Origin of the sequence: Actinokineospora fastidiosa (assembly GCF_014648415.1) — a bacterium.
In the GTDB taxonomy this organism is placed as follows: Bacteria; Actinomycetota; Actinomycetes; order Mycobacteriales; family Pseudonocardiaceae; genus Actinokineospora; species Actinokineospora fastidiosa.
Map to the genome: position 1 here is coordinate 1,734,547 of NZ_BMRB01000001.1, position 19,527 is coordinate 1,754,073.

The window sequence follows — 19,527 nt, forward strand, 5'->3', positions numbered from 1 at the left end:
ACCTCGGGAGTCCACAATGGACCAGCTCAACCCCTACGAGACGCCCAACACGTTCAAGGCCCACCGCGCGGAGTACCTGTTCGGCCTGGCGGTCGTCACCGGGCTGCTCGTCTGGAACATCGCGGAGGTGCGCTGGTGGGTCGCCGTCGCGCTGTTCTTCTACATCGACCTGATCGGCTACCTGCCCGGCGCCATCGCCTACAAGAAGGCGAACGGCGGGCCCATCCCGAAGGTGTACCACGTCCTGTACAACGTGATGCACTCGATGATCACGCAGGGCGCGGTCATCCTCGTGTGGTGCCTCACCATCGGTCCGGAGTGGGCACTGCTGATCATCCCGTTCCACCTGTTCGGCGACCGCGGCATCTTCGGCAACTTCATGAAGCCGCTGGGCCTGCCGTTCGAGCCCGTCGCCCAGCCCGCCTACCAGCGCATGCTGGACGAGCTGGGCATCGACCAGAAGGGGCCGGAGCACGCAGCCGCGCCCGCCAAGCCGGAACCCGCGCTCACCGGGAGCTGAGAGCATGACCAACACGATCGCGCCCGAGGCCGACTTCGACAGCGCGCCCAGCCTGCTGGACGGCGCCAAGGAACTCGTCCTCACCGCGGAGCACTGCAACCTCGCCTACTGGTTCACCGACGTCGCCCAGGGCACCCTGGCCGGGCGCGGCGCCACCGGGCACGCCCCGGACGCGCTCGTCCCGGACTACATGCGCCAGCCCGGCCACCCGCTGCGCGAGGCGCTGGTGCTGGAGTTCGGCTTCCGCGCCCTGTCGGAGGAGCTGGCCACCCGGGTCCTGTCGTACTACGTGGCCAACGCCCCGGGCATCCCGGAGATGGAGTTCTTCGCCACCCAGCTCATCGACGAGGCCCGCCACGCCCGCGTCTTCCGCGAGCACCTGGTGTCGATGGGCGTGCCCCGCGACCGGCTGTTCGCCGAGATCGAGGAGATGACCGCGGACTACCGCCGCAGGGTGCTCGCGCCGGTGGAGGAGTACGCGCTGGACATCGTGCGCGACCGCAAGGACTTCTACGGCGGCGTCGCGGTGTTCACCATCGTCATCGAGGGCGTGCTCGCCCCGGCCGCCGAGCTCAGCGAGCGCAAGTGGGGCGTGCTGGACCCCGCGGCGGGCGAGATCTCCCGGGGCACCTCCATCGACGAGATCCGCCACCTGGTGGTCGGCTCGACGATCCTGCGCGACCACCTGGTCCGCACCCCCGAGTACCGCCCCCGGCTGCTGGAGATCCTGGAGGCCGGGCGGCAGCTGTGGAACGAGGTGCCCGACCGCGAGTACGTCATCCACCGCGAGGAGCTGTTCCAGGAGGGCATGCTCCGCCACGCCGACCTCGTCGCCGACTACGAGCTGTGGCCCGGCGTGCGGATGCTCGACACCACGCCCGAGGAGCGCTACGACGCCGCCGAGCGCTGGACCGACGAGATGGCCGAGGCCCGGATGGGCTTCATGGGCCTGCCCACCGACTGGCTGTCCGGCAGCGTCGCCGTCTCAGCCTGAACCGGCGTCCCGCCGGAGGAGATCCCCACCACAGGTAAGGAGAACGCCGTGTTCGAGACCCTGAAGAACATCCTGGTCGACAAGCTCAAGATCAGCGGGGACCAGATCGTCGCCGAGGCCACCAAGGAGGACATCGAGCTGGACTCGCTGGCCGTCGTCGAGCTGTCGCTGGTGCTGGAGAAGGAGCTGGGCCTCAAGATCAGCGACGACGAACTGATGGAGCTGGACACCGTCGGCGAGATCGTCGCCCTGATGGAGCAGCGCGCCGGGAGCGTGACGGTCTGATGGCAGGCCCCGACGACGTCGCGGTGACCGGGCTCGGCCTGGTCACCCCCGGCGGGATCGGGGTCGAGCCCAGCTGGGCGGCCGTGCTGTCGGGCCGGTCCCGCGCGGCGCACGACCCCGTCCTGGCCGACAACCCGGTGTCGATCTCCTGCCGGGTGCCGGGCTTCGACCCCGCCGAGCGGCTGGGCGGGCGCAAGGCCCACCGGCTGGACCGGTTCGTCCAGCTGGCCCTCGTGGCCGCGCACGAGGCGGTCGCCGACGCCGGGCTCGACACCGAGACGTGGGACGGCGCCCGGGTCGGGGTGGTCATCGGCAGCGCGGGCGGTGGGGCGGAGACGTTCGAGGCCAACCACAGGGTCCTCCTCGAGGAGAACCCGGCCTGGGTCTCGCCGCTGCTGCTGCCGATGCACCTGTCCAACATGGCCGCAGGCCAGGTGGCGATGGAGTTCGGCGCGCGAGGGCCGAACATGGTGGTGGCCACGGCCTGCGCGTCCGGGGCCACCGCCATCGGCATCGCCCGCGACCTGCTGGTCATGGACCGCTGCGACATCGTGCTCGCCGGTGGCACCGAGGCCCTGCTCAACCCGGTGACCATGGCCGGTTTCGCCCGCATGGGCGCGCTGTCCAAACGGGAGGAGGCCGGGCTCGCGTCCCGCCCGTTCGACATCGACCGCGACGGGTTCGTCGGCGCGGAGGGCGCGGGGATGATGGTGCTGGAGCGGGTGCCCGACGCCGTGGCGGCGGGCAGACGCGTCCGGGGCAGGGTGCTGGGCTACGGCGCCACCGCCGACGCCCACCACGTCACCTCGCCCGACCCCGGCGGGGTCGGCGTCCAGGCCGCGATCCAGGCGGCGCTGGCCGAGGCGGGCGCGTCGGCGCGCGATGTCGTGCACGTCAACGCGCACGGCACGTCCACGCCGCTCAACGACCTGGTCGAGGCGCAGGTGCTCGCCAGGGTGCTGCCGAACCGGCCGGTCGTGAGCTCGACCAAGGGCGTCACCGGGCACATGATGGGCGCCGCGGGCGCGGCCGAGGCCGTGTTCTCGGTGCTCGCCCTGGAGAACGGGCTGGCGCCGCCCACGGCGAACACCAGCAGGCTCGACCCGCGCATCGACATCGACGTGGCCTTCGAGCCGAGGCCGGTGCCGAAGGGCATCGTGCTGAGCAACTCCTTCGGGTTCGGCGGGCAGAACGCGGTGCTGGCCATCGCGGCCGCCTGACCCCGTGCCCCGACGGGGGTCGTGCGCCTCGAGCGCGCGGCCCCCGTCAGCTGTGTTTCAGGGTCCGATCAGGACCCCATTGTTGGATTGCCGCGACATGAACCGCGCGCCGGACCACTTTTCCCTCCCGGAGGCCGCCATGACCGCACCCACCGTCGAGGCGCTGCTCGCGCTCCCCGCCTCGGAACGCGCCGACGCCCTGGAGGCGACCGTCGTCGCCGAGTTCCGCGCGGCGATGCTGATGGACGAGACCGAGACGCTGCCGCTGGACAAGGCGTTCTTCGAACTCGGTCTGACCTCCTTACGCATCACCGACATCAAGCGCCGCCTCGAGGCCGCGCTGGACTGCGAGATCAGCGCCAACGCGCTGTTCAACCGGCCCACCGTGCGCGAGCTGGTCGCGTACCTGATGTCCGACGTGCTGGTCGAGGTGTTCCCGGCGGCCGCGAGCCCCTCGGCCGCCGCGTCCGGGGTGAGCGCGTCCGACAAGGCGCTCGTCGACGACCTGCTCCAGGACCTCTACCGGGCGTAAGGGACTAACCATGACTGAGCCGGACCTGCGCGCCACCGTCGCGCGTCAGCAGGCGACCATCCGCGAGCTGATGCTGGAGAAGTACGAGCCGATCGCGATCGTCGGCATCGGGCTGCGCTTCCCCGGCGAGACCCGCACCCCAGCCGAGTTCGCCGAGTTCCTGCGGGAGGGGCGCTCCGGCATCGGACCGCTGCCCCGCGACCGCTGGGACTTCGACACCTACGCCCCGACCGGCGAGTCCGAGCCGGGCAAGATCCGCGCGGAGAACGGCGGCTACCTGGAGCGGCTGGACCAGTTCGACGCGCCGTTCTTCAACATCTCGCCGAAAGAGGCCCAGTACATGGACCCCCAGCAGCGGCTGCTGCTGGAGACGTCCTGGGAGGCGCTCGAACACGCCAACATCGACCCCACCCCGCTGCGCAAGGGCACCGGCGGGGTCTACGTCGGGGCCAGCTCGATCGACTACGCCTTCGAGATGGACCAGCTGGCCCCCGCCGAGCTCGACGGGCACCTGGCCTCCGGCGTCACGTTCTTCCCGCTGTCCGGGCGGCTGTCGTACTTCCTGGGCTGGCACGGCCCCTGCATGACGGTCGACACCGCGTGCGCGTCCGGCCTGACCGCCATCCACCTGGCAGTCAAGGGACTGCGCTCGGGGGAGTGCGAGATCGCCCTGGCGGGCGGGGTCAACGCGCTGCACCACCCGCGCACGCAGGTGATCTTCTCCGCGGCGAACATGCTGGCCCCCGACGGCCGGTGCAAGACCTTCGACGAGGCCGCCGACGGCTACGCCCGCGCCGAGGGCTGCGGAATGCTGGTCCTCAAGCGCCTCTCCGACGCCCGCCGCGACGGCGACACCGTGCTCGCGCTGGTCCGCGGGTCCGCCGTCGGCCAGGACGGCGACAGCGCGGGCCTGACCGTGCCGAACGGGCCCGCGCAGGAGAAGGTCATGCGCGCGGCGATCGCCGCGGCCGCGCTGGAGCCCAAGGACATCTCCTACGTCGAGGCGCACGGCACCGGCACCCCGCTGGGCGACCCGATCGAGATGGGCGCCATCGCCGACGTCTTCCGCGACTCGCACACGAGCGCCGCGCCGATCCCGGTCGGCTCGGTGAAGACGAACCTCGGCCACATGGAGCCGGTCGCAGGCGTGGTCGGCGTGATCAAGACCGTGCTGCAGATGCGCGAGTCCACGATCTTCCCGCACCTGAACCTGACGACGCTGTCCGGCCGCATCCCGTGGTCGAGCTACCCGGTGGAGATCCCGACCGAGTGCCGCCCGTGGACCGCCGAGGTCAAGCGCGCGCTGGTCAACAGCTTCGGCTTCGGCGGAACGATCTCCGCCGCGGTCATCGAGCAGGCCCCGCCCGCTCCCGTGCGCGCCGTCGAGCCGATGCCGGAGGCCGGGACGGTCTTCGCGCTGTCGGCCAAGAACCGGCGGTCGCTGGCCGGGCAGATCGCCCGGTACCGCGAGTACCTGGCCGAGCACCCGGACGTCGACATCGCCGAGCTGGCCCGCACGGCCACGACCGGCCGCGCGCACTTCCCGCTGCGGGTCGCCGGGCTCGTCCGCGACGCCGCCGGGCTCGACGCGTTCCTGGAGCGCCAGGGCGATGTGTCGGTGCCGGAGGCGCGCAAGCTGGCGTTCCTGTTCACCGGGCAGGGCTCGCAGTACCTGGGCATGGGCGCGACGCTGTACCGCGACTACCCGCTGTTCGCCGCGACCGTGGACGAGATCGACGCGCTGTTCGCGCCGCTGCTCGGCCGCTCGGTGCGCGCGCTGCTGCTCGGTGACGCCGAGGACGGCGTGATCGACCAGACCCGCTACACCCAGGCGTCGCTGTTCACCCTGGAGTACGCGCTGGCCCAGCTGTGGATCTCCTGGGGCGCGCGGCCCACCGCGCTGATCGGCCACAGCATCGGCGAGGTCGTCGCGGCCACGGTCGCGGGCCTGTTCACCCTGCCCGACGCGGTCAAGCTGGTCGCGGCCCGCGGGCGGCTCATGCAGTCGGTGAGCGCGCCGGGCGGGATGGTCGCGGTGACCGCGCCCGCGTCGGACGTGGAGCCGCTGCTGGAGGGCTACGCCGACCTGGCGATGGCCGCCTACAACGCGCCGTCGCAGTGCGTGGTGTCGGGCGGGGCGGACTCGCTGGCCGAGGTCGTCGCGGCCCTGGAGGAGCGCGGCGTCAAGGCCAAGGCGCTCGCGGTCTCGCACGCCTTCCACTCGCCGCTGATGGCCGAGGTGTTCGACGAGTTCCGCGCGGTCTTCGCCGACATCGCCTTCCACGAGCCCAAGCTGACGCTGATCTCCAACCTGACCGGCAAGGTCGCCCGCTTCGGCCAGATCTCCAAGCCGGACTACTGGGTGCGCCACATCGGCGAGGCGGTCAACTTCGCCGCCGGGATGGCCGCGCTGGAGCGGCGCGGCAAGCACGTGTTCATCGAGGTCGGGCCGTCGGCGCAGCTGTCGGGCCTGGCGAAGAAGTGCGTCGACGCCGACGAGCACCGCTGGCTGACCAGCGTGCACGCCAAGGACCCCGAGGGCGCCACGATCCGCAAGTCCGTCGCCCAGCTCTACACCGCGGGCCTCCCGGTCGACTGGGCAGCCTTCCACGGCGTCCCCGCGACCCCGCTGACGCTGCCGACCTACGCCTTCGACCGCAAGCGCTACTGGCTGCCCGAGGGCAAGGGCGCGCTCGTCGCCCGCTCCGGCGGGCACCCGCTGCTCGGCGCGGAGGTGGCCGCGAACGAGTTCCGGTCCTCGGTGCCCGCGTTCCCGGTGGGCGCGGTGCTGGACCTGCTGTGCGCGGTGCAGGACAAGGTGTTCGGCGAGACGTCCCGGGCGGTGAGCGGCGTGCGGCTGTTCGAGCCGCCCGCGGTCGCCGACGACGAGCTGCTCGACCTGCGCACCGTCGTCCACCCGGCCAACGGCGGCGCGCGGGTCGAGGTCTTCGCGGGGGAGTCGGCGCTGGCCACGGCCGTCATCGGCGGCGAGCCCGCGCTGGCGGGCATCGAGCTGTCCGACGGCATGGCCGAGGCCACGCTGCCGGTCGCCGAGCCCGCCGAGTACCTGCCCGCGTCCCTGCTCGACGACGTGTGGCGGGCCGTGCTGCCCGACGCCGCGTACCGCCCGGTGCGGGTCTCGCGGGTCGTGCTGGCGAAGAAGCCGCGCGCGGCGGAGCTGCGCGCCGTGATCCGGCGCTCGGCCGCGGTCCAGGTGGACGAGGACCTGGTGATCGACGTCCTGGTCTTTGAAGGCGCGCGGGTCGTCGCGTCGCTGGAGGGCGTCGGCCTGCGCCAGGTCGACGCCGAGGGCCCGAGGGACTTCCTGCACCGCATGCACTGGGTCCCGATGGCCGCCGAGCCCGCCGCGGCCGAGCGCCGCGTGCTGCTCCTGGGCGCGGAGGCGCCCGAGTCGGCGCCGGTGGTGTCCTCTCTGGACGACAACCCGACCGACGTCGTCTTCTGCTGGCAGCCCGTGCCCGGCACTGGCGTGGAACGCCTGCGCGCGGAGAACGAGCACAACTTCACCCGCCTGCTGGACACGCTCAAGACCCTGGCCGACGCCAACTTCGGCCGAGGCCAGCGCCTCTGGCTCGTGACCCGCGACGGACAGACGCTCCCCGGGGACGACGCCGGGCTGCCGGTCGCGTCGACGCTGTGGGGCTTCGCGCAGGTGCTGCTCAACGAGTACCCGTCCTACCGGCCGACGCTGGTCGACACCGACCGGCTGGAGTCCGTGTTCGCCGAGGTTGCGGCCGTCGACACCGGAGACTTCCAGGTCGCCTACCGCGACGGCGAGCGGTTCGTGAAGCGGCTGCGGCCCTACCGCCCTGACCTGGAGCCGGACGTGCGCGAGACGCCCGTCCGCCCCGACCGGACCTACCTCATCACCGGCGGTCTGGGCGCGCTGGGCCTGGTGACGGCCGAGAAGCTGGTCGACCTCGGCGCGCGGCACATCGCGCTCGTCGGCCGTCGCGGCACCCCGGCAGCCGACGCCGCAGGGATCTGGGAGCGGCTGCAGGCCAGGGCGCGGGTGCGGGTGCTCAAGGGCGACCTGAGCGACCCGGCCGACGTGGCCCGCATCGTGGGCGAGGTCGCGGGCGGGGAGCACCCGCTCGCGGGCGTCGTGCACGCGGCGGGCGGCCTGGCCGACGCGCCGATCGCGGCGCAGACCTGGGAGTCCATCGACGGGCTGTTCGGCCCGAAGGTCTACGGCTCCTGGCTGCTCCACGACGCCACCGCCGGGCTCGACCTGGACTTCTTCGTCGCGTACTCGTCGGCGGCGTCCGTGGTCGGCGGGATGTCGCAGTCCAACTACGCCGCCGCAAACGCTTTCCTCGACCAGCTCTGCCACTACCGCGCCGCCCGGGGACTGCCCGCGCTCGCGGTGAACTGGGGCCCGTGGTCGGAGGTCGGCATGTCCGCGCGGCTGTCCGACCTGCACGTCAAGGCCCTGGAGCACGAGGGCGTCTTCTACTTCACCCCGGAGAAGGCGCTGCGGGCGCTGGCCGTGCTGCTGCGCAGGCCGTGGCCGCAGGTCGCCGCGGGCGAGGTCGACTGGGCCCGGTTCACCTCGGCCAAGCCGGTCGCCAGCGGCCTGTACTCCGAGCTGCACACCCGGGTCGAGGACGCGGGCGGGCTCGACGTCATCGCGCTGGCGGCGATGTCCACCGAGGACCGGATCGCGACCCTGCGGGAGCACATCCGCACGACCGTGGCCCGCATCCTGCACATCGACGACCTCGCCGACGTCGACCCGAACACCGAGTTCGTCCGGCTCGGCATGGACTCGCTGGCCTCGGTCGACCTGAAGAACTCCGTCGAGAACGCGACCGGCGTGGCGCTGCCGTCCGGGGTCACCTTCGACCACCCGACGCCGACCCGGCTCGCCGAGTTCGTGAACCAGTGCATGACAGCGTCCGTCGTGGCCGCGTGAGGGAGCACCGATGAGAGAGAACTGGACGCTGACGGCGACGTCGGCCCGGCACGCCGCCGAACGCGGCGAGCACCCCGCGATCCTCTGCGAGGACCGGGTCGTCACCTACGACCAGCTGCACCGCGAGTCCAACCGCACCGCGCACCGGCTGCTCGCCGCCGGGCTCGGCGTCGGCGACCGGGTCGCCTACCTCGGCCTGGAGTCCGAGCACTACTACGAGATCGCCCTCGGCTGCGCCAAGGCGGGGGTCGTGCTGGTCCCGGTCAACTGGCGGCTCACCGCCGACGAGGTCGACCACATCCTGCGCGACTCCGGCGCGGCGCTGCTGTTCGTCGAGCGGGAGTTCCTGGCCATCGCGGAGAAGATCGCGGTGCCGGCGATCGTGGAGATGGACGCCGTCGCGCGCGGCGCGGGGTTCCAGGACTGGAAGGGCGACGCGTCCGCCGCCGACCTGGCCGCCGCGACCGGCCCGGACGACGCCATCCTGCAGATCTACACCAGCGGCACCACCGGCTTCCCCAAGGGCGTCGTGCTGGCCAACCGGGCGTTCTTCACCCTCCCCGCCGCCCAGGCCGAGGCCGGGGTGTCCTGGTTGGACTGGCTGCCGAGCGACCGCAGCCTGATCTCGCTGCCCGGCTTCGGGATCGCGGGCATGGGCTGGTTCATGCACGGCTTCAACGCGGGCGCGACCAACGTCGTCATGCGCATGTTCATCAGCGAGGAGGCCGTCAAGCTGATCGAGCGCGTCGGCGTCACCACGACGTTCGCCGCGCCCGCCATGCTGCAGATGATGATCGAGGAGCGCGGCGTCACCCGCGAGACCTTCCGGTCGCTGCGCAAGGTCGCCTACGGCGCCGCGCCGATCTCCTCGGAGCTGCTCGAGCGGCTGATCGACATGATGGGCTGCGAGTTCGCCCAGATCTACGCCGCCACCGAGACCGGCACCTGCGCGGTGTGCCTGCCGCCGGAGGACCACGTGCCGGGCAGCCCGCTGCTCAAGGCCGCTGGCAAGGCCTGCCCCGGCCACGAGCTCAAGGTGATCGACCCGGCTGGCAACGAGCTGCCGCCCGGGGAGATCGGGCAGGTGTGCATCAGGACGCCCGCGCACATGCTCGGGTACTGGAACCTGCCGGAGGCCACGGCCAAGACGCTGGTCGGCGACTGGCTGCACATGGGCGACGCCGGTTATCTCGACGAGAACGGCTACGTCTACCTCTGCGACCGGATCAACGACACGATCATCCAGGGCGGGCAGAACATCTACCCGGCCGAGATCGAGCGCGCGCTGGCCGGGCACCCCGCCGTGCAGGACTCCGCGGTGATCGGCCTGCCGCACCCGCTGTGGGGCGAGGCCGTGCACGCCTGCGTCGTGCTGCGGCCCGGGGAGACCGCGACCGCGCGCGAGCTGATGGTGTACCTGTCCGGCCGCATCGCCGACTACAAGATCCCCACCGAGTGGGAGTTCCCGGACTCCGTGCCGCGCAACCCGTCCGGGAAGATCCTGCGCCGCGTGCTGCGCGAGGAGCGCATGACCGAAAGGGCATCCCGATGACGACCCCGGCCGTGCGGATCGGCGCGCTGCTGCCGACCCGCGAGATGGCGATCCTCAACGACTTCTCGGTCGCCCCGCTGCTGGACTTCGCCCGGCGCGCCGAGAACCTGGGCTACGACTCGCTGTGGACCGGCGACTCGCTGACCGCGCGCACCCGCCTCGACCCGTTCGTCGTGCTGTCCGCGGCCGCCGCGGTCACCTCCACGATCGGGCTGGGCACCGCCGCGCTGACCGCGTCCCTGCGGCACCCGCTGCTCGGGGCCAACATGGCGACCTCGCTCGACCACGCCTCCGGCGGCGGCAGGCTCGTCCTCGGCCTCGGCGCGGGCTTCCCGATGCCGGAGAGCGAGGACGAGTTCACCAGCGTCGGCGTGCCGTTCAGCGGCCGGGTCGGGCGGCTGGACGAGACTGTCCGGTACTGGAAGACGACCTGGTCGGGCGGGACGTCGCACGAGGGCAGGTTGTGGCGGCAGGACGGTCTCGACCGCCTCGCCGCGCCCGCCACCAAGGGCGGGCCGCCGGTGTGGCTGGCCAGCAGCGACACCCCGAAGGTGCTGGCCAGGGTGGCGCGGCTGTACGACGGCTGGTTGCCGTTCCTGCCCTCGGCGTCGGCGTACTCCGCGGCGTGGGAGCGGATCCAGGAGCAGGCCGACGGGCGGAGCATCACGCCCGCCCTGTACGCGACCGTGAACATCAACCCGGACGCAGGCAAGGCCAAGCAGGCCCTGGAGGACTACCTGCAGGGCTACTACGGCCGCTCGCTGGAGGTCATGTCGACCTTCCAGGCGTACGGCTACGGCAGCGCCGACGACTGCGCGGAGTGGCTCGCTGGCTACGTCCGGGCGGGCGCGCGGCACATCATCATCCGCATCGGCTCGCTGGACCCGGGCGACCAGCTGGAGCAGCTCGCCGCGGCCGTCCTGCCCGCCGTCCGCAGGCTGGGAGGCCAGGCATGAGCGCGAGCTGGTTCGAGACCGCGGCGGGCAACCCGGACGCGCCGCTGCGGCTGTTCCTGCTGCCGCACGCGGGCAGCGGCGGCACCATCTACCGCAACTGGGGCTCGCTGCTGCCCGGCGACATCGCCCAGCACATCGTGTGCGCCCCCGGCCGCGAGCGGCGCTTCGCCGAGGAGGCGTTCACCGAGATCGAGCCGCTGGTCGACGCGCTGTACGACGCGCTGCTCGACGAGCTCGACGACCGCCCGTACGCGATGTTCGGGCACTGCCTCGGCGCGCAGCTGGCGTACCGGGTCGCGGTGAACATCCACCGCGACGGCGAGCGCCCGCCGCTGCTGGTGGGGGCGTCGGGCTGGGCGCCGGAGGGCTTCCAGCAGTCGACCTACGAGCAGAGCCAGATGCCCGAGCCCGACCTCATCGAGTGGATGCAGACGCTGGGGTCGTTCCCGGCCGAGGTCTACGGCGACCCCGCGGTCATGGCCCGGATCATCCCGGCGCTGCGGGCGGACCTGGCGGTGGTCTCGACCTACGTCGACGACGCCGCCGACTGCGGGGTCCCCCTGGTGAGCTACAGCGGCAAGTCCGACCCGCTGATGTACCCCGGCGCGATGGAGTCCTGGCGCACCCGGACCCCGGAGTTCCTGGGCAACAGCGAGTTCACCGGCGACCACTTCTACATCGACACCCCCGAGCACGCGGTCGCCGTGACCGCGGACCTCACGCGCCACCTGCAGCGGCGGATGGCGCTGGTATGACCGCCGTCAGCTCACCCGCCGAGCTCATCCTTGCCCAGCTGCCGTTCGCGCGGCTGCTCGGCGTCCGGCTGGTCGAGGCCACCGCCGCCGAGGTCAGGGGCGAGCTGGACTGGTCCCCGGAACGCTGCACCGTCATGTCGGCGATGCACGGGGGCGCGCTGATGGGCCTGGCCGACACCGTGGGAGGCGTCCTGGCGTACCTCAACCTGCCCCCGGGCGCGGCCACCACGACGGTGGAGTCCAAGACCAACTTCCTGCGCGCCGTGCGCGGCGGCGTCGTGACCGCGGTGTCGCGACCCATGCACGTCGGCGCCCAGTTCATCGTCTGCCAGACCGACCTGCTGGACGACACGGGCGCGCTGGTCGCCCAGACGACCCAGACCCAGGCCGTGCTCCGCCGCTGACAGTTCACTGACAGTGTGCTGACAGAACACTGTTTCACCCTGATAGGCAATGGCTTTCTCGTCCGAGGTTCGAGACCCTGGGACGGAACCACTCTGATAGGAGAATCGTCGTGACCACGACCGCGCACGGCTCCTCGCGACTGACCGACACCCCCGCCCCGGCCACGTCCGCGGCGACCCTGCTCCGTCGGTTCCTCGCGCTGGACGCCGTAGTAACCACCGGCAACGGCCTCATCTACCTGGCGTTCTCGTCCTGGGCGGCATCCCTGCTCGGCGTCGACGCCACCGCCCTGGTCTACATCGGCGCCTTCCTGACGGCCTTCGGCCTCGGGGTGGGCGCCCTGGCCATCTCCGCGAACCCCTCCACCGCGGGCACCACCGTGGTCGCCGACGTCAACATCCTGTGGGCCGTCGGCAGCATCGTGGTGGCGGCGTTCGGCATCATGGGGGCCAACACCATCGGCACCCTGTGGACCATCGCCCAGGCCCTGGTTGTGGGCCTGTTCGCGGTGCTGCAGCTGTGGGGCCTGAAGAAGTACAAGGCCACCCGCTAGCCCTGATCGCCGGAAGCCGCTCCGCCCTCCGGGGTGGGGCGGCTTTCCGGCGTCCTGGTGGCTGGCGCCTCGGACGCAGGATGTCGACCGGGTACGGCTAACCGTGCCCCGGATGCGTCATGGTTGTCGGCTGGGCGTGGTTCACTGCAGGCGTGCCCCAGGAACTGGAGACCGTCACGTTCGAGTCCGCCGAGACATTCGAGGAATGGCTCGGCGAGAACCACGCCGTCTCGCCCGGCATCTGGCTCAAGCTGCGCAAGAAGGGCCCGGGAATCGCCGCGCTGGACTACACCCAGGCGCTCGACGTGGCACTCTGCTACGGCTGGATCGACGGCCAGAAGGCCAGGTTCGACGACCAGTGGTGGCTCCAGCGGTTCACCCCGCGCAGGCCGAACAGCAAGTGGTCCAAGGTCAACCGGGACAAGGTGGCCGCCCTGATCGAGCAGGGCCGGATGCGTCCGCCGGGACAGGCCGAGATCGACCGCGCCAAGGCAGACGGCCGCTGGGATGCCGCCTACGACAGCGCGAAGACCGCCACGGTGCCGGAAGACCTCGCCGCCGCCCTGGCCGCCAACCCGACCGCCGCGGCGTCCTTCGAGACGCTGGACCGACGCAACCGCTACGCGATCCTGTACCAGATCCAGGACGCCAAGAAGCCCGAGACCCGAACGCGCCGAATCGAGAAGTACGTAACGATGCTGGCGAAGGGCGAGAAGCCGTACCCGTAGTCGCGGAGGCCGTGTGGACTGGTGCCCGCGGCCACCAGGTGTGCTCACTGAACGCAGCTAGTCCTGATCACTGGAAGCCGCTCCGCCTTCGGGTGGGACGGCGTCTCCTGTCGCGCGCACGCGAAGACCGAACGTCCGCAGCCGGAAGTCGGTGGGATAATTCACCGCACCGTCTTCCCTGATACTGGCCAAGGTAGTTGAAGAAGTTGGAAGACCGCCAGCAGGCTAGCGGTATTCTCCGTTATGATGGATGGCTGTGTCGCTAGCGGGAGGAGTGTGATGGATAGTTGCTCGGCTACTGCTCCGCTGTACCGCTTGGTCGACGAGGACTCGGAAGCGCCGTACATTCTTGCGCAGGATATTGAGGGATTCTTCGCGGATTCCCGGCACGCTCACGACGAGGATGTCCTGATCTTCGGGTCGGCGGTAGGGCCAATTCGCGTCGGCGCGGACCTGCTGGATGTGGAACTGCAAGTAGTCGATGCGATGGGAAGGATGATTGGAAGGTACTTCGTCGGGCGAGTGGGTTTGCGGTCTGAATTCGGTGCGGAAAGTGGTCGCGCCTCACCGGGCTTCGTAGCCACGTTCTACGGCTACACCTCCCCGTACGCCGCTGCGGGAGCGGTGTGGAGACGATGGGCCACTGGAGGTCCGATGCGACGGGGGGAGTGGGCGAGGAGCCCGGTCTCATGCCACGCCAGCTGGCTGCACGTGGCGCAGAACGCATGGTTCGCCGCCGGTCATGCGGCTCAGAGGTATGGGGTTGGCGATATATGCGAGCTGGATGGTGAACTGATTCTGGGGGAAGCCAGCTTCTATTGCGCGCTCGGCGAATCCGTCAACGGCCCGGGTGGGTACTTTGGGTCCACGCTCGACGGCCTCGCCGACTGTCTGGCGACGACCCGGGCCACCAGTTCGATGTTTGAATTGATCTGGAAGCGCTACGACGACACGCGAGAAAGGATGGGCGAAGCGCTAGTAAGTCCGATCATCGAGGTCTTGCGGGAGTTCGGGGTACGAGTAACGCTCCGGTGAGAACAAGGGGAGCGCACTGCCTGGTGGTCGGTGCCGTGAATGGATGTCCATGTGGGCGAATTTGCGGGGTGAACCGTCGTGGCCTCTTCGACCTAGGTCAACCCTGTAGGAACGAGGCCGTGTGCTGGTCTGCTGGCAGGAACGCCTCGACGGCCAGCTCGGACACCGTCACGTCCAGTGGGGTGTTGAACGTCGTCGCCGTGGTGACGAAGGACAGCACGGTGCCGTCGCATTCCAGTTGGAAAGGCTGGGCCACCAAGCCTGCGTCGGGGAGCGGGCCGTTGCCGCCTACGGCTCCGCGGACCACCTCATAACCCGACACCTCGTCGTACAACGCTCGCAAAGCCGGCCAAGCGGGCAAAGCGCGTTCCAGGCGCTCCAACATGTACAGCCGCCAGGCCGGGAAGTGCACCACGCGAGGCGCCAGGCCCGAAGGGTGCAGCAGGGCCCGCATCAGGTTGTCGCACAGGGACGAGTCCACGCCCGCCAGCAGCCGCTGGACGCCGGCGTTCGCCGCCACCACCTGGTAGCCGCCGTCGAACACCAGAGCCGGGTACGGCTCGTAAGCCGCCAGCAGCCGCTCCAACCCCGCCCGCACCGGGGCCAGTGGCGGCGAGTCCAGCGCCAGAGCCGAGTACACCGGCGCGTACCCCGCCGCCACCAGCAGCGCGTTGCGTTGGCGGAGTGGGACCTCCAGGTGTTCGGCCAGCTTCAGCAGCATCGCCTGCGACGGCCGGGCCCGGCCGGTCTCCACGAAGCTCAGATGTCTCGCCGAGCTGTCCACGGCCAGGGCCAGGTCCAGTTGGCTTATCCGGCGCAACTGCCGCCACTGCCGCAACAGAGGTCCCACCGCCATCGGGTTATCCCTTCACGTACTGCTCCACCTCGACGCCCGTGGTTCGGTCGCCTAGGGCCAGGAGGACGACGACCATCACCACGATGCACGCCGTGATGACGGTGAACAGCGCGCCCGCACCGTGGGCGGACAGGACCGGCAGGAGCGCGAACGGGATCACCGCGGCGCTGAGCCGGGAGAACGAGTACGCCATGCCCGCCGCTGTCGAGCGGATCTGGGTCGGGTACTGCTCGCCGAGGAACACGTGCGACGCGTTGGCGAAGATGTTGCTGACCAGCGTGTAGCCCACGCCGCAGGCGACCATCAGCGGCACCGAGCCTGCCAGGCCGAAGCCGAGGCCGAACGCGGCCATCGCCAGGGCGGACCCGGCCAGCAGCGTCTTGCGCTCGAAGCGGTCCATCAGCGGCACCGACAGCAGCGACCCGATCGGGTACCCGATGAACGACACCGCCACGTAGCCCAGGCTCGCCAGGATGCCGTACCCCTTGGCGGCCATCACCTGCGGCGCCAGCGTGCCGAAGCCGTAGTACGCCGTCACCGACAGGATGCTGAACGTCCACAGCACGAGCGTCCGCTTGCGGTACTCACGGGTCAACAGGGACCGGATGCCGGGCCGCTTGCCGGGCGCGGGCGAGGGCGCCAGCGCCGGGCTCTCCACGCCGGCCTCCCGCTCCATGGCCCGCACGAGGACGTCGGCCTCGGCGTCGCGGCCCTGCACCGACAGCCAGCGCGGGGACTCGATCAGCGCGCGGCGCAGCATCCACACGACCGCGGCGCCCAGCGCGCCCAGGACGAACAGGATGCGCCAGCCGTCAATGCCCATGATCTGCTGCGGGGCCAGCCACAGCGCCGCGAACCCGACCGCGGGAACGCCGCAGAAGCCCGCGGTGTAGGCCCAGGCGATGAACCGGCCGCGCTTGCGGGCGGGCAGCATCTCGGCGAGGTAGCTGTCCGAGAGCGCGTTCTCCGCGCCGATGCCGACGCCCGCGATGAACCGGGTGACGATCAGCCACGCCGCGTTCGGGGCCAGCGCGCCCAGCAGGGTGAAGAACGAGTAGATGCCCAGGTTGAGCATGAACGCCCGGCGCCTGCCGTAGTGGTCGGCGAAGCGGCCGAGGAAGATCGAGCCGAAGAACTGGCCGACGAACGCCGAGGCCAGCATCAGCTTCAGCGCCGTGCCGTCGAAGGCGAAGTCGGCCTGCAGCACCTTGGCGATGGTGCCGGATAAGTTGCTGTCGAAGAAATCGAAGAACAGCCCGATCCCGATGACCAGCGTCAGGTGCCGATGGCTGGTCAGCACCGGCAGCCGTTCCATCCGCTCGGAGATGGTGGCCGCTGGCGTGGTTCGGGTGAGGGTTTCGGTCATGACGGCTCCCCACTGGAAACGACAAAAGGGAGAGCCCGGCTCCCCCCTCTGTCCATTGTGGTGCGCAAGCCTGACCGACCGCTGACGGCAGGCGCGCCCGGCGGATCCCGCCCGGGGTGATCCGCCGGGCACGCCCTACGGCCGGATGCGGTCGTAGCGGACGAACAGCCGTGCGGGACCGCGCAGGTTCACGTGCGGGCGGTAGGTGAGCAGCTCCTCGTCGACCTCCGGGTTCTGCACGCGCCGGGCGAACTCGGACAGGGCGATGCCCGCCTCCAGCTTGGCCAGGCTGGCGCCGATGCAGAAGTGCGGGCCCGCGGCGAAGGCCAGGTGGTGGTTGGCAGCGCGCCTGGGGTCGAAGCGGTCCGGGTCGGCGAAGGCGGCCGGGTCGCGGTTGGCGGCGGCGAGCAGCAGCATGATGACGCCGTCCTGGGGCACCGGGACGCCGTCGATGTGGGTGGCGCGCCGGGCCACGCGGGTCACCATCTGCGCGGGCGTGTCGTAGCGCAGCACCTCGTCCACGGTGGTCGAGGCCAGCGCCGGGTCCTCGCGCAGCGCGGCCAGCGCCTCCGGGTGGCGGGTCAGCGCCAGGACGCCGTTGGCGATCAGGTTCGCGGTGGACTCGTAGCCGCCGACCAGCAGCAGCGAGCACGTCGCCAGCAGCTCGGCCTCCGACAGCGCGTCGCTGGTGCGCTCCAGCTGGACCAGCCGGGAGAGCAGGTCCTCGCCGGGGCGCACCCGCCGGTAGGCGATCAGGTCGGCGAAGAACGACCGGAAGCCGTTCTTGGCCAGCTCGACGTCGGCGATCACCATCGGGTCGCCGATGTCGGTGGCCGGGTCGAGGGCGCGCACCAGCCGGTTCGACCAGTCCTGCAGGATGTCGTGCTCGCCCGGCGGCACGCCGAGCAGCTCGTTGATGATGGTCACCGGCAGCACGTTGGCCAGCTGCGACACCGCGTCCATCGCGGTCGCCTCCGAGGCGGAGTCGAGCTGGCGGCGGACGATCTCGCGGATGCGCGGCTCCAGCGCGGCGATGACGCGGGGGGTGAAGGCCTTGGCCACCAGGCCGCGCAGCCGGGTGTGGTCGGGCGCGTCCATGGACAGGAACGAGTCGGTCGGGACCTCGTCCGGCGTCGCGCCGAAGGTGGCGCCCAGCAGCGAGCGCTGCCGGTCGCTGCTGACCGTCGGGTCGCGCAGCACCGCCGAGCAGTTGCGGTAGTCGCCGACGACGACCAGGGCGCCGCCCAGCTCGGCCCGCGGCGCGCTGCGCAGTCCAGCCAGCACCGGGTACGGGTCGGGGCGGGCGGCGGGGTCGAACAGTGTCGCCAGGGAGGGTTCCGCGGTCACGGTCATGGTCTTCACCCCTCGTGTGCAAGCCCCGCGGGGCGTGTGATGAGTCGAGGACCACGATATCAGGGTACTGGTATAGATCAAGGTTCGAATACGTGAGGAATCCTTATCCCGCACCGCATCCGCGCAGGTCGAAACCGGACTGGGTCGTCAAACCCGGCCCGGTTTCGCCATCCCAAGGTCGCAGGGGGGTCTGACCGGCTGCTGACACCGGCCGCCGCGCCCGTCAGCGCGCGTCGTCGGGCGCTGGACTGAACGCGTCGATGACGCGCTGCAGGTAGTCGCGCAGCTGGCTGCGCTCGGCGGGCCGCAGGACGCCGGTGAGGCGCGCGCCCGCGGACTCGGTCAGCGCGTCGGCCTTGCGCAGCGCGGCCCAGCCCTTGGCGCTCAGCCGCGCCAGCAGGACCCGCTCGTGGACGTCCGACGGGGTGCGCTCGATGAGCTCGCGCTCGGCGAGCTTGGCCAGGATGGCGGCCATGCTCTGCGGGGTCACCAGGCACAGCCGGGCCAGGTGCGCGCCGGAGAGGTCGGGGCGCTCGGCGAGGACCATCATCGTCGAGTACTGGCGCACGGTGAGGTCCAGCGTGCGCAGCAGCTGCGCGGTCCTCGTGCTGATCGCGTGCTCGGCCGACCGGATGGTGGCGCCGAGTTCCCGCAGGCCCGGTGCGGCCGGACCACCAGGGGATGCGGTCTTCATGTGGTCCCCTCCCGGCCGTGAGTATGCGCCCGAAGTATAGCAGGGCACGGTCTCATGTCAGAACTCGAACATGGGAGAGGGGCCGCAGTCCGCTGCGGCCCCTCTCCTCGCGGCGGGTCACTTGCCGCCGAGCACCTTCACCGCGCGTTCGAGGTAGTCGGCGAAGCGCGCCAGCTCCTCCTCGGTGAACTCGGCGGCGAGGCTCTCCTCGACCGCGTGCGCCTTGACGTCGGCCCGCTTGAGCAGCGCGCTGCCCGCCCGGGTCAGCTTGGTGACGAACACCTTCTGGTGCACGCTCGACGGGGTGCGGGTGATCAGTCCCTTGGCTTCCAGATTCGCCAACACCGTCGCCATGGTCTGCGGGGTGACCGCGCAGATCCTCGCCAGTTGCGCCCCGGACGCGCCGGGGAGGTAGGAGAGGACCAGCAGTCCCGCGTACTGCGGCACAGTGAGGTCGAACGCGCGCAGAGCCGCGGCCTTGGCCGTGGTCAGCGCCTGCTCGGCACGCTTGATGGCGTGACCGGGGCGACGGGCGATCTCCGCCTCCAGGTCCGCCATGCCAGACCGTGTATTCAAGCCAGCCTCCTGTTACGAATCTGACTTATGATAGGGCGCTGTCGATTGCGGCCACAACCGCGCCCGAGGGTGTTCCCCGGATGGCGTAGATCAAGTAAGGTCCCTGGCGTCGCTGCGGCGCGGGCGCCGCTGTGTCCGGACAACGTGAAGGACGCTCATGAACAAGCGATCGACCGGGCGGCGCAGGCGCCCCCGATTACCGGCCGTCGGG

At 71.0% G+C, this 19,527-nt stretch carries 18 protein-coding genes; 13 read left to right on the forward strand and 5 right to left on the reverse strand.

Annotated elements, in window-relative coordinates; all coding sequences use genetic code 11:
• The first annotated feature begins 16 nt into the window (after positions 1–16).
• From IEY98_RS08350 to IEY98_RS08410, 13 genes are all read left to right on the forward strand, one after another.
• Positions 17–520 carry a hypothetical protein gene (locus IEY98_RS08350; RefSeq protein ID WP_189209629.1) on the forward strand — a complete coding sequence of 168 codons (504 nt, stop codon included), beginning with the start codon at positions 17–19 and terminating at the stop codon, positions 518–520.
• Between the two features lie 4 nt (positions 521–524).
• Complete coding sequence (locus IEY98_RS08355) at positions 525–1,514, forward strand: VlmB-like protein (RefSeq protein WP_189209630.1); 990 nt, start codon at positions 525–527, stop codon at positions 1,512–1,514.
• A 48-nt stretch (positions 1,515–1,562) separates the two neighbouring features.
• Positions 1,563–1,799, forward strand: coding sequence for an acyl carrier protein (locus tag IEY98_RS08360; RefSeq protein WP_189209631.1), 237 nt, complete (start codon positions 1,563–1,565; stop codon positions 1,797–1,799).
• A complete protein-coding gene (locus IEY98_RS08365) occupies positions 1,799–3,019 on the forward strand; it encodes a beta-ketoacyl-[acyl-carrier-protein] synthase family protein (protein ID WP_189209632.1) in 1,221 nt (406 codons plus the stop codon). Before IEY98_RS08360 ends, IEY98_RS08365 begins: the two co-directional genes overlap by 1 nt.
• Before the next feature lie 139 nt (positions 3,020–3,158).
• Positions 3,159–3,551, forward strand: a complete 393-nt coding sequence (locus IEY98_RS08370) for an acyl carrier protein (protein ID WP_189209633.1) — start codon at positions 3,159–3,161, stop codon at positions 3,549–3,551.
• A gap of 10 nt (positions 3,552–3,561) precedes the next feature.
• Positions 3,562–8,487: a type I polyketide synthase gene (locus IEY98_RS08375; RefSeq protein ID WP_189209634.1), complete on the forward strand. Its 4,926-nt coding sequence runs from the start codon at positions 3,562–3,564 to the stop codon at positions 8,485–8,487.
• 10 nt (positions 8,488–8,497) lie between these two features.
• Complete coding sequence (locus IEY98_RS08380) at positions 8,498–10,039, forward strand: long-chain-fatty-acid--CoA ligase (protein ID WP_189209635.1); 1,542 nt, start codon at positions 8,498–8,500, stop codon at positions 10,037–10,039.
• Complete coding sequence (locus IEY98_RS08385; RefSeq protein WP_189209636.1) at positions 10,036–10,995, forward strand: LLM class flavin-dependent oxidoreductase; 960 nt, start codon at positions 10,036–10,038, stop codon at positions 10,993–10,995. Before IEY98_RS08380 ends, IEY98_RS08385 begins: the two co-directional genes overlap by 4 nt.
• A complete protein-coding gene (locus tag IEY98_RS08390) occupies positions 10,992–11,750 on the forward strand; it encodes a thioesterase II family protein (protein ID WP_189209637.1) in 759 nt (252 codons plus the stop codon). The genes IEY98_RS08385 and IEY98_RS08390 overlap by 4 nt, the downstream gene beginning before the upstream one ends.
• Positions 11,747–12,154 carry a PaaI family thioesterase gene (locus IEY98_RS08395; protein ID WP_189209638.1) on the forward strand — a complete coding sequence of 136 codons (408 nt, stop codon included), beginning with the start codon at positions 11,747–11,749 and terminating at the stop codon, positions 12,152–12,154. The genes IEY98_RS08390 and IEY98_RS08395 overlap by 4 nt, the downstream gene beginning before the upstream one ends.
• 110 nt (positions 12,155–12,264) lie before the next feature.
• On the forward strand, positions 12,265–12,708 hold the full coding sequence (locus IEY98_RS08400; protein WP_229786681.1) for a hypothetical protein: 444 nt from the start codon (positions 12,265–12,267) through the stop codon (positions 12,706–12,708).
• 152 nt (positions 12,709–12,860) lie between these two features.
• Positions 12,861–13,436, forward strand: coding sequence for a YdeI/OmpD-associated family protein (locus IEY98_RS08405; RefSeq protein WP_229786682.1), 576 nt, complete (start codon positions 12,861–12,863; stop codon positions 13,434–13,436).
• Positions 13,437–13,751: 315 nt separating this feature from the next.
• Positions 13,752–14,471, forward strand: a complete 720-nt coding sequence (locus IEY98_RS08410) for a barstar family protein (protein ID WP_189209640.1) — start codon at positions 13,752–13,754, stop codon at positions 14,469–14,471.
• Between the two features lie 97 nt (positions 14,472–14,568).
• On the opposite strand, the gene IEY98_RS08415 is transcribed toward IEY98_RS08410, so the two are convergent.
• From IEY98_RS08415 to IEY98_RS08435, 5 genes are all read right to left on the reverse strand, one after another.
• Entirely contained in the window at positions 14,569–15,327 is a 759-nt protein-coding gene (locus IEY98_RS08415; protein WP_189209641.1) for a helix-turn-helix domain-containing protein, read from the reverse strand.
• Positions 15,328–15,331: 4 nt separating this feature from the next.
• Positions 15,332–16,693: an MFS transporter gene (locus tag IEY98_RS08420; protein ID WP_189209642.1), complete on the reverse strand. Its 1,362-nt coding sequence runs from the start codon at positions 16,691–16,693 to the stop codon at positions 15,332–15,334.
• A 135-nt stretch (positions 16,694–16,828) separates the two neighbouring features.
• Complete coding sequence (locus tag IEY98_RS08425; RefSeq protein WP_189209643.1) at positions 16,829–18,046, reverse strand: cytochrome P450; 1,218 nt, start codon at positions 18,044–18,046, stop codon at positions 16,829–16,831.
• Positions 18,047–18,269: 223 nt separating this feature from the next.
• The gene (locus IEY98_RS08430; protein WP_189209644.1) at positions 18,270–18,740 is read right to left on the reverse strand and encodes a MarR family winged helix-turn-helix transcriptional regulator; all 471 of its coding nucleotides are present in this window, start codon (positions 18,738–18,740) and stop codon (positions 18,270–18,272) included.
• Positions 18,741–18,857: 117 nt separating this feature from the next.
• On the reverse strand, positions 18,858–19,298 hold the full coding sequence (locus IEY98_RS08435) for a MarR family winged helix-turn-helix transcriptional regulator (protein ID WP_189209645.1): 441 nt from the start codon (positions 19,296–19,298) through the stop codon (positions 18,858–18,860).
• Between the last annotated feature and the right edge of the window lie 229 nt (positions 19,299–19,527).

Excerpts from the sequence above, each read along its gene's own strand:
- IEY98_RS08350 (WP_189209629.1), top strand. The coding sequence starts at position 17 with ATGGACCAGCTCAACCCCTACGAGACGCCCAACACGTTCAAGGCCCAC.
- IEY98_RS08355 (WP_189209630.1), top strand. The coding sequence starts at position 525 with ATGACCAACACGATCGCGCCCGAGGCCGACTTCGACAGCGCGCCCAGC.
- IEY98_RS08365 (WP_189209632.1), top strand. The coding sequence starts at position 1,799 with ATGGCAGGCCCCGACGACGTCGCGGTGACCGGGCTCGGCCTGGTCACC.
- IEY98_RS08370 (WP_189209633.1), top strand. The coding sequence starts at position 3,159 with ATGACCGCACCCACCGTCGAGGCGCTGCTCGCGCTCCCCGCCTCGGAA.
- IEY98_RS08375 (WP_189209634.1), top strand. The coding sequence starts at position 3,562 with ATGACTGAGCCGGACCTGCGCGCCACCGTCGCGCGTCAGCAGGCGACC.
- IEY98_RS08380 (WP_189209635.1), top strand. The coding sequence starts at position 8,498 with ATGAGAGAGAACTGGACGCTGACGGCGACGTCGGCCCGGCACGCCGCC.
- IEY98_RS08385 (WP_189209636.1), top strand. The coding sequence starts at position 10,036 with ATGACGACCCCGGCCGTGCGGATCGGCGCGCTGCTGCCGACCCGCGAG.
- IEY98_RS08390 (WP_189209637.1), top strand. The coding sequence starts at position 10,992 with ATGAGCGCGAGCTGGTTCGAGACCGCGGCGGGCAACCCGGACGCGCCG.
- IEY98_RS08395 (WP_189209638.1), top strand. The coding sequence starts at position 11,747 with ATGACCGCCGTCAGCTCACCCGCCGAGCTCATCCTTGCCCAGCTGCCG.
- IEY98_RS08415 (WP_189209641.1), bottom strand. The coding sequence starts at position 15,327 with ATGGCGGTGGGACCTCTGTTGCGGCAGTGGCGGCAGTTGCGCCGGATA.
- IEY98_RS08420 (WP_189209642.1), bottom strand. The coding sequence starts at position 16,693 with ATGACCGAAACCCTCACCCGAACCACGCCAGCGGCCACCATCTCCGAG.
- IEY98_RS08425 (WP_189209643.1), bottom strand. The coding sequence starts at position 18,046 with ATGACCGTGACCGCGGAACCCTCCCTGGCGACACTGTTCGACCCCGCC.
- IEY98_RS08430 (WP_189209644.1), bottom strand. The coding sequence starts at position 18,740 with ATGAAGACCGCATCCCCTGGTGGTCCGGCCGCACCGGGCCTGCGGGAA.
- IEY98_RS08435 (WP_189209645.1), bottom strand. The coding sequence starts at position 19,298 with ATGGCGGACCTGGAGGCGGAGATCGCCCGTCGCCCCGGTCACGCCATC.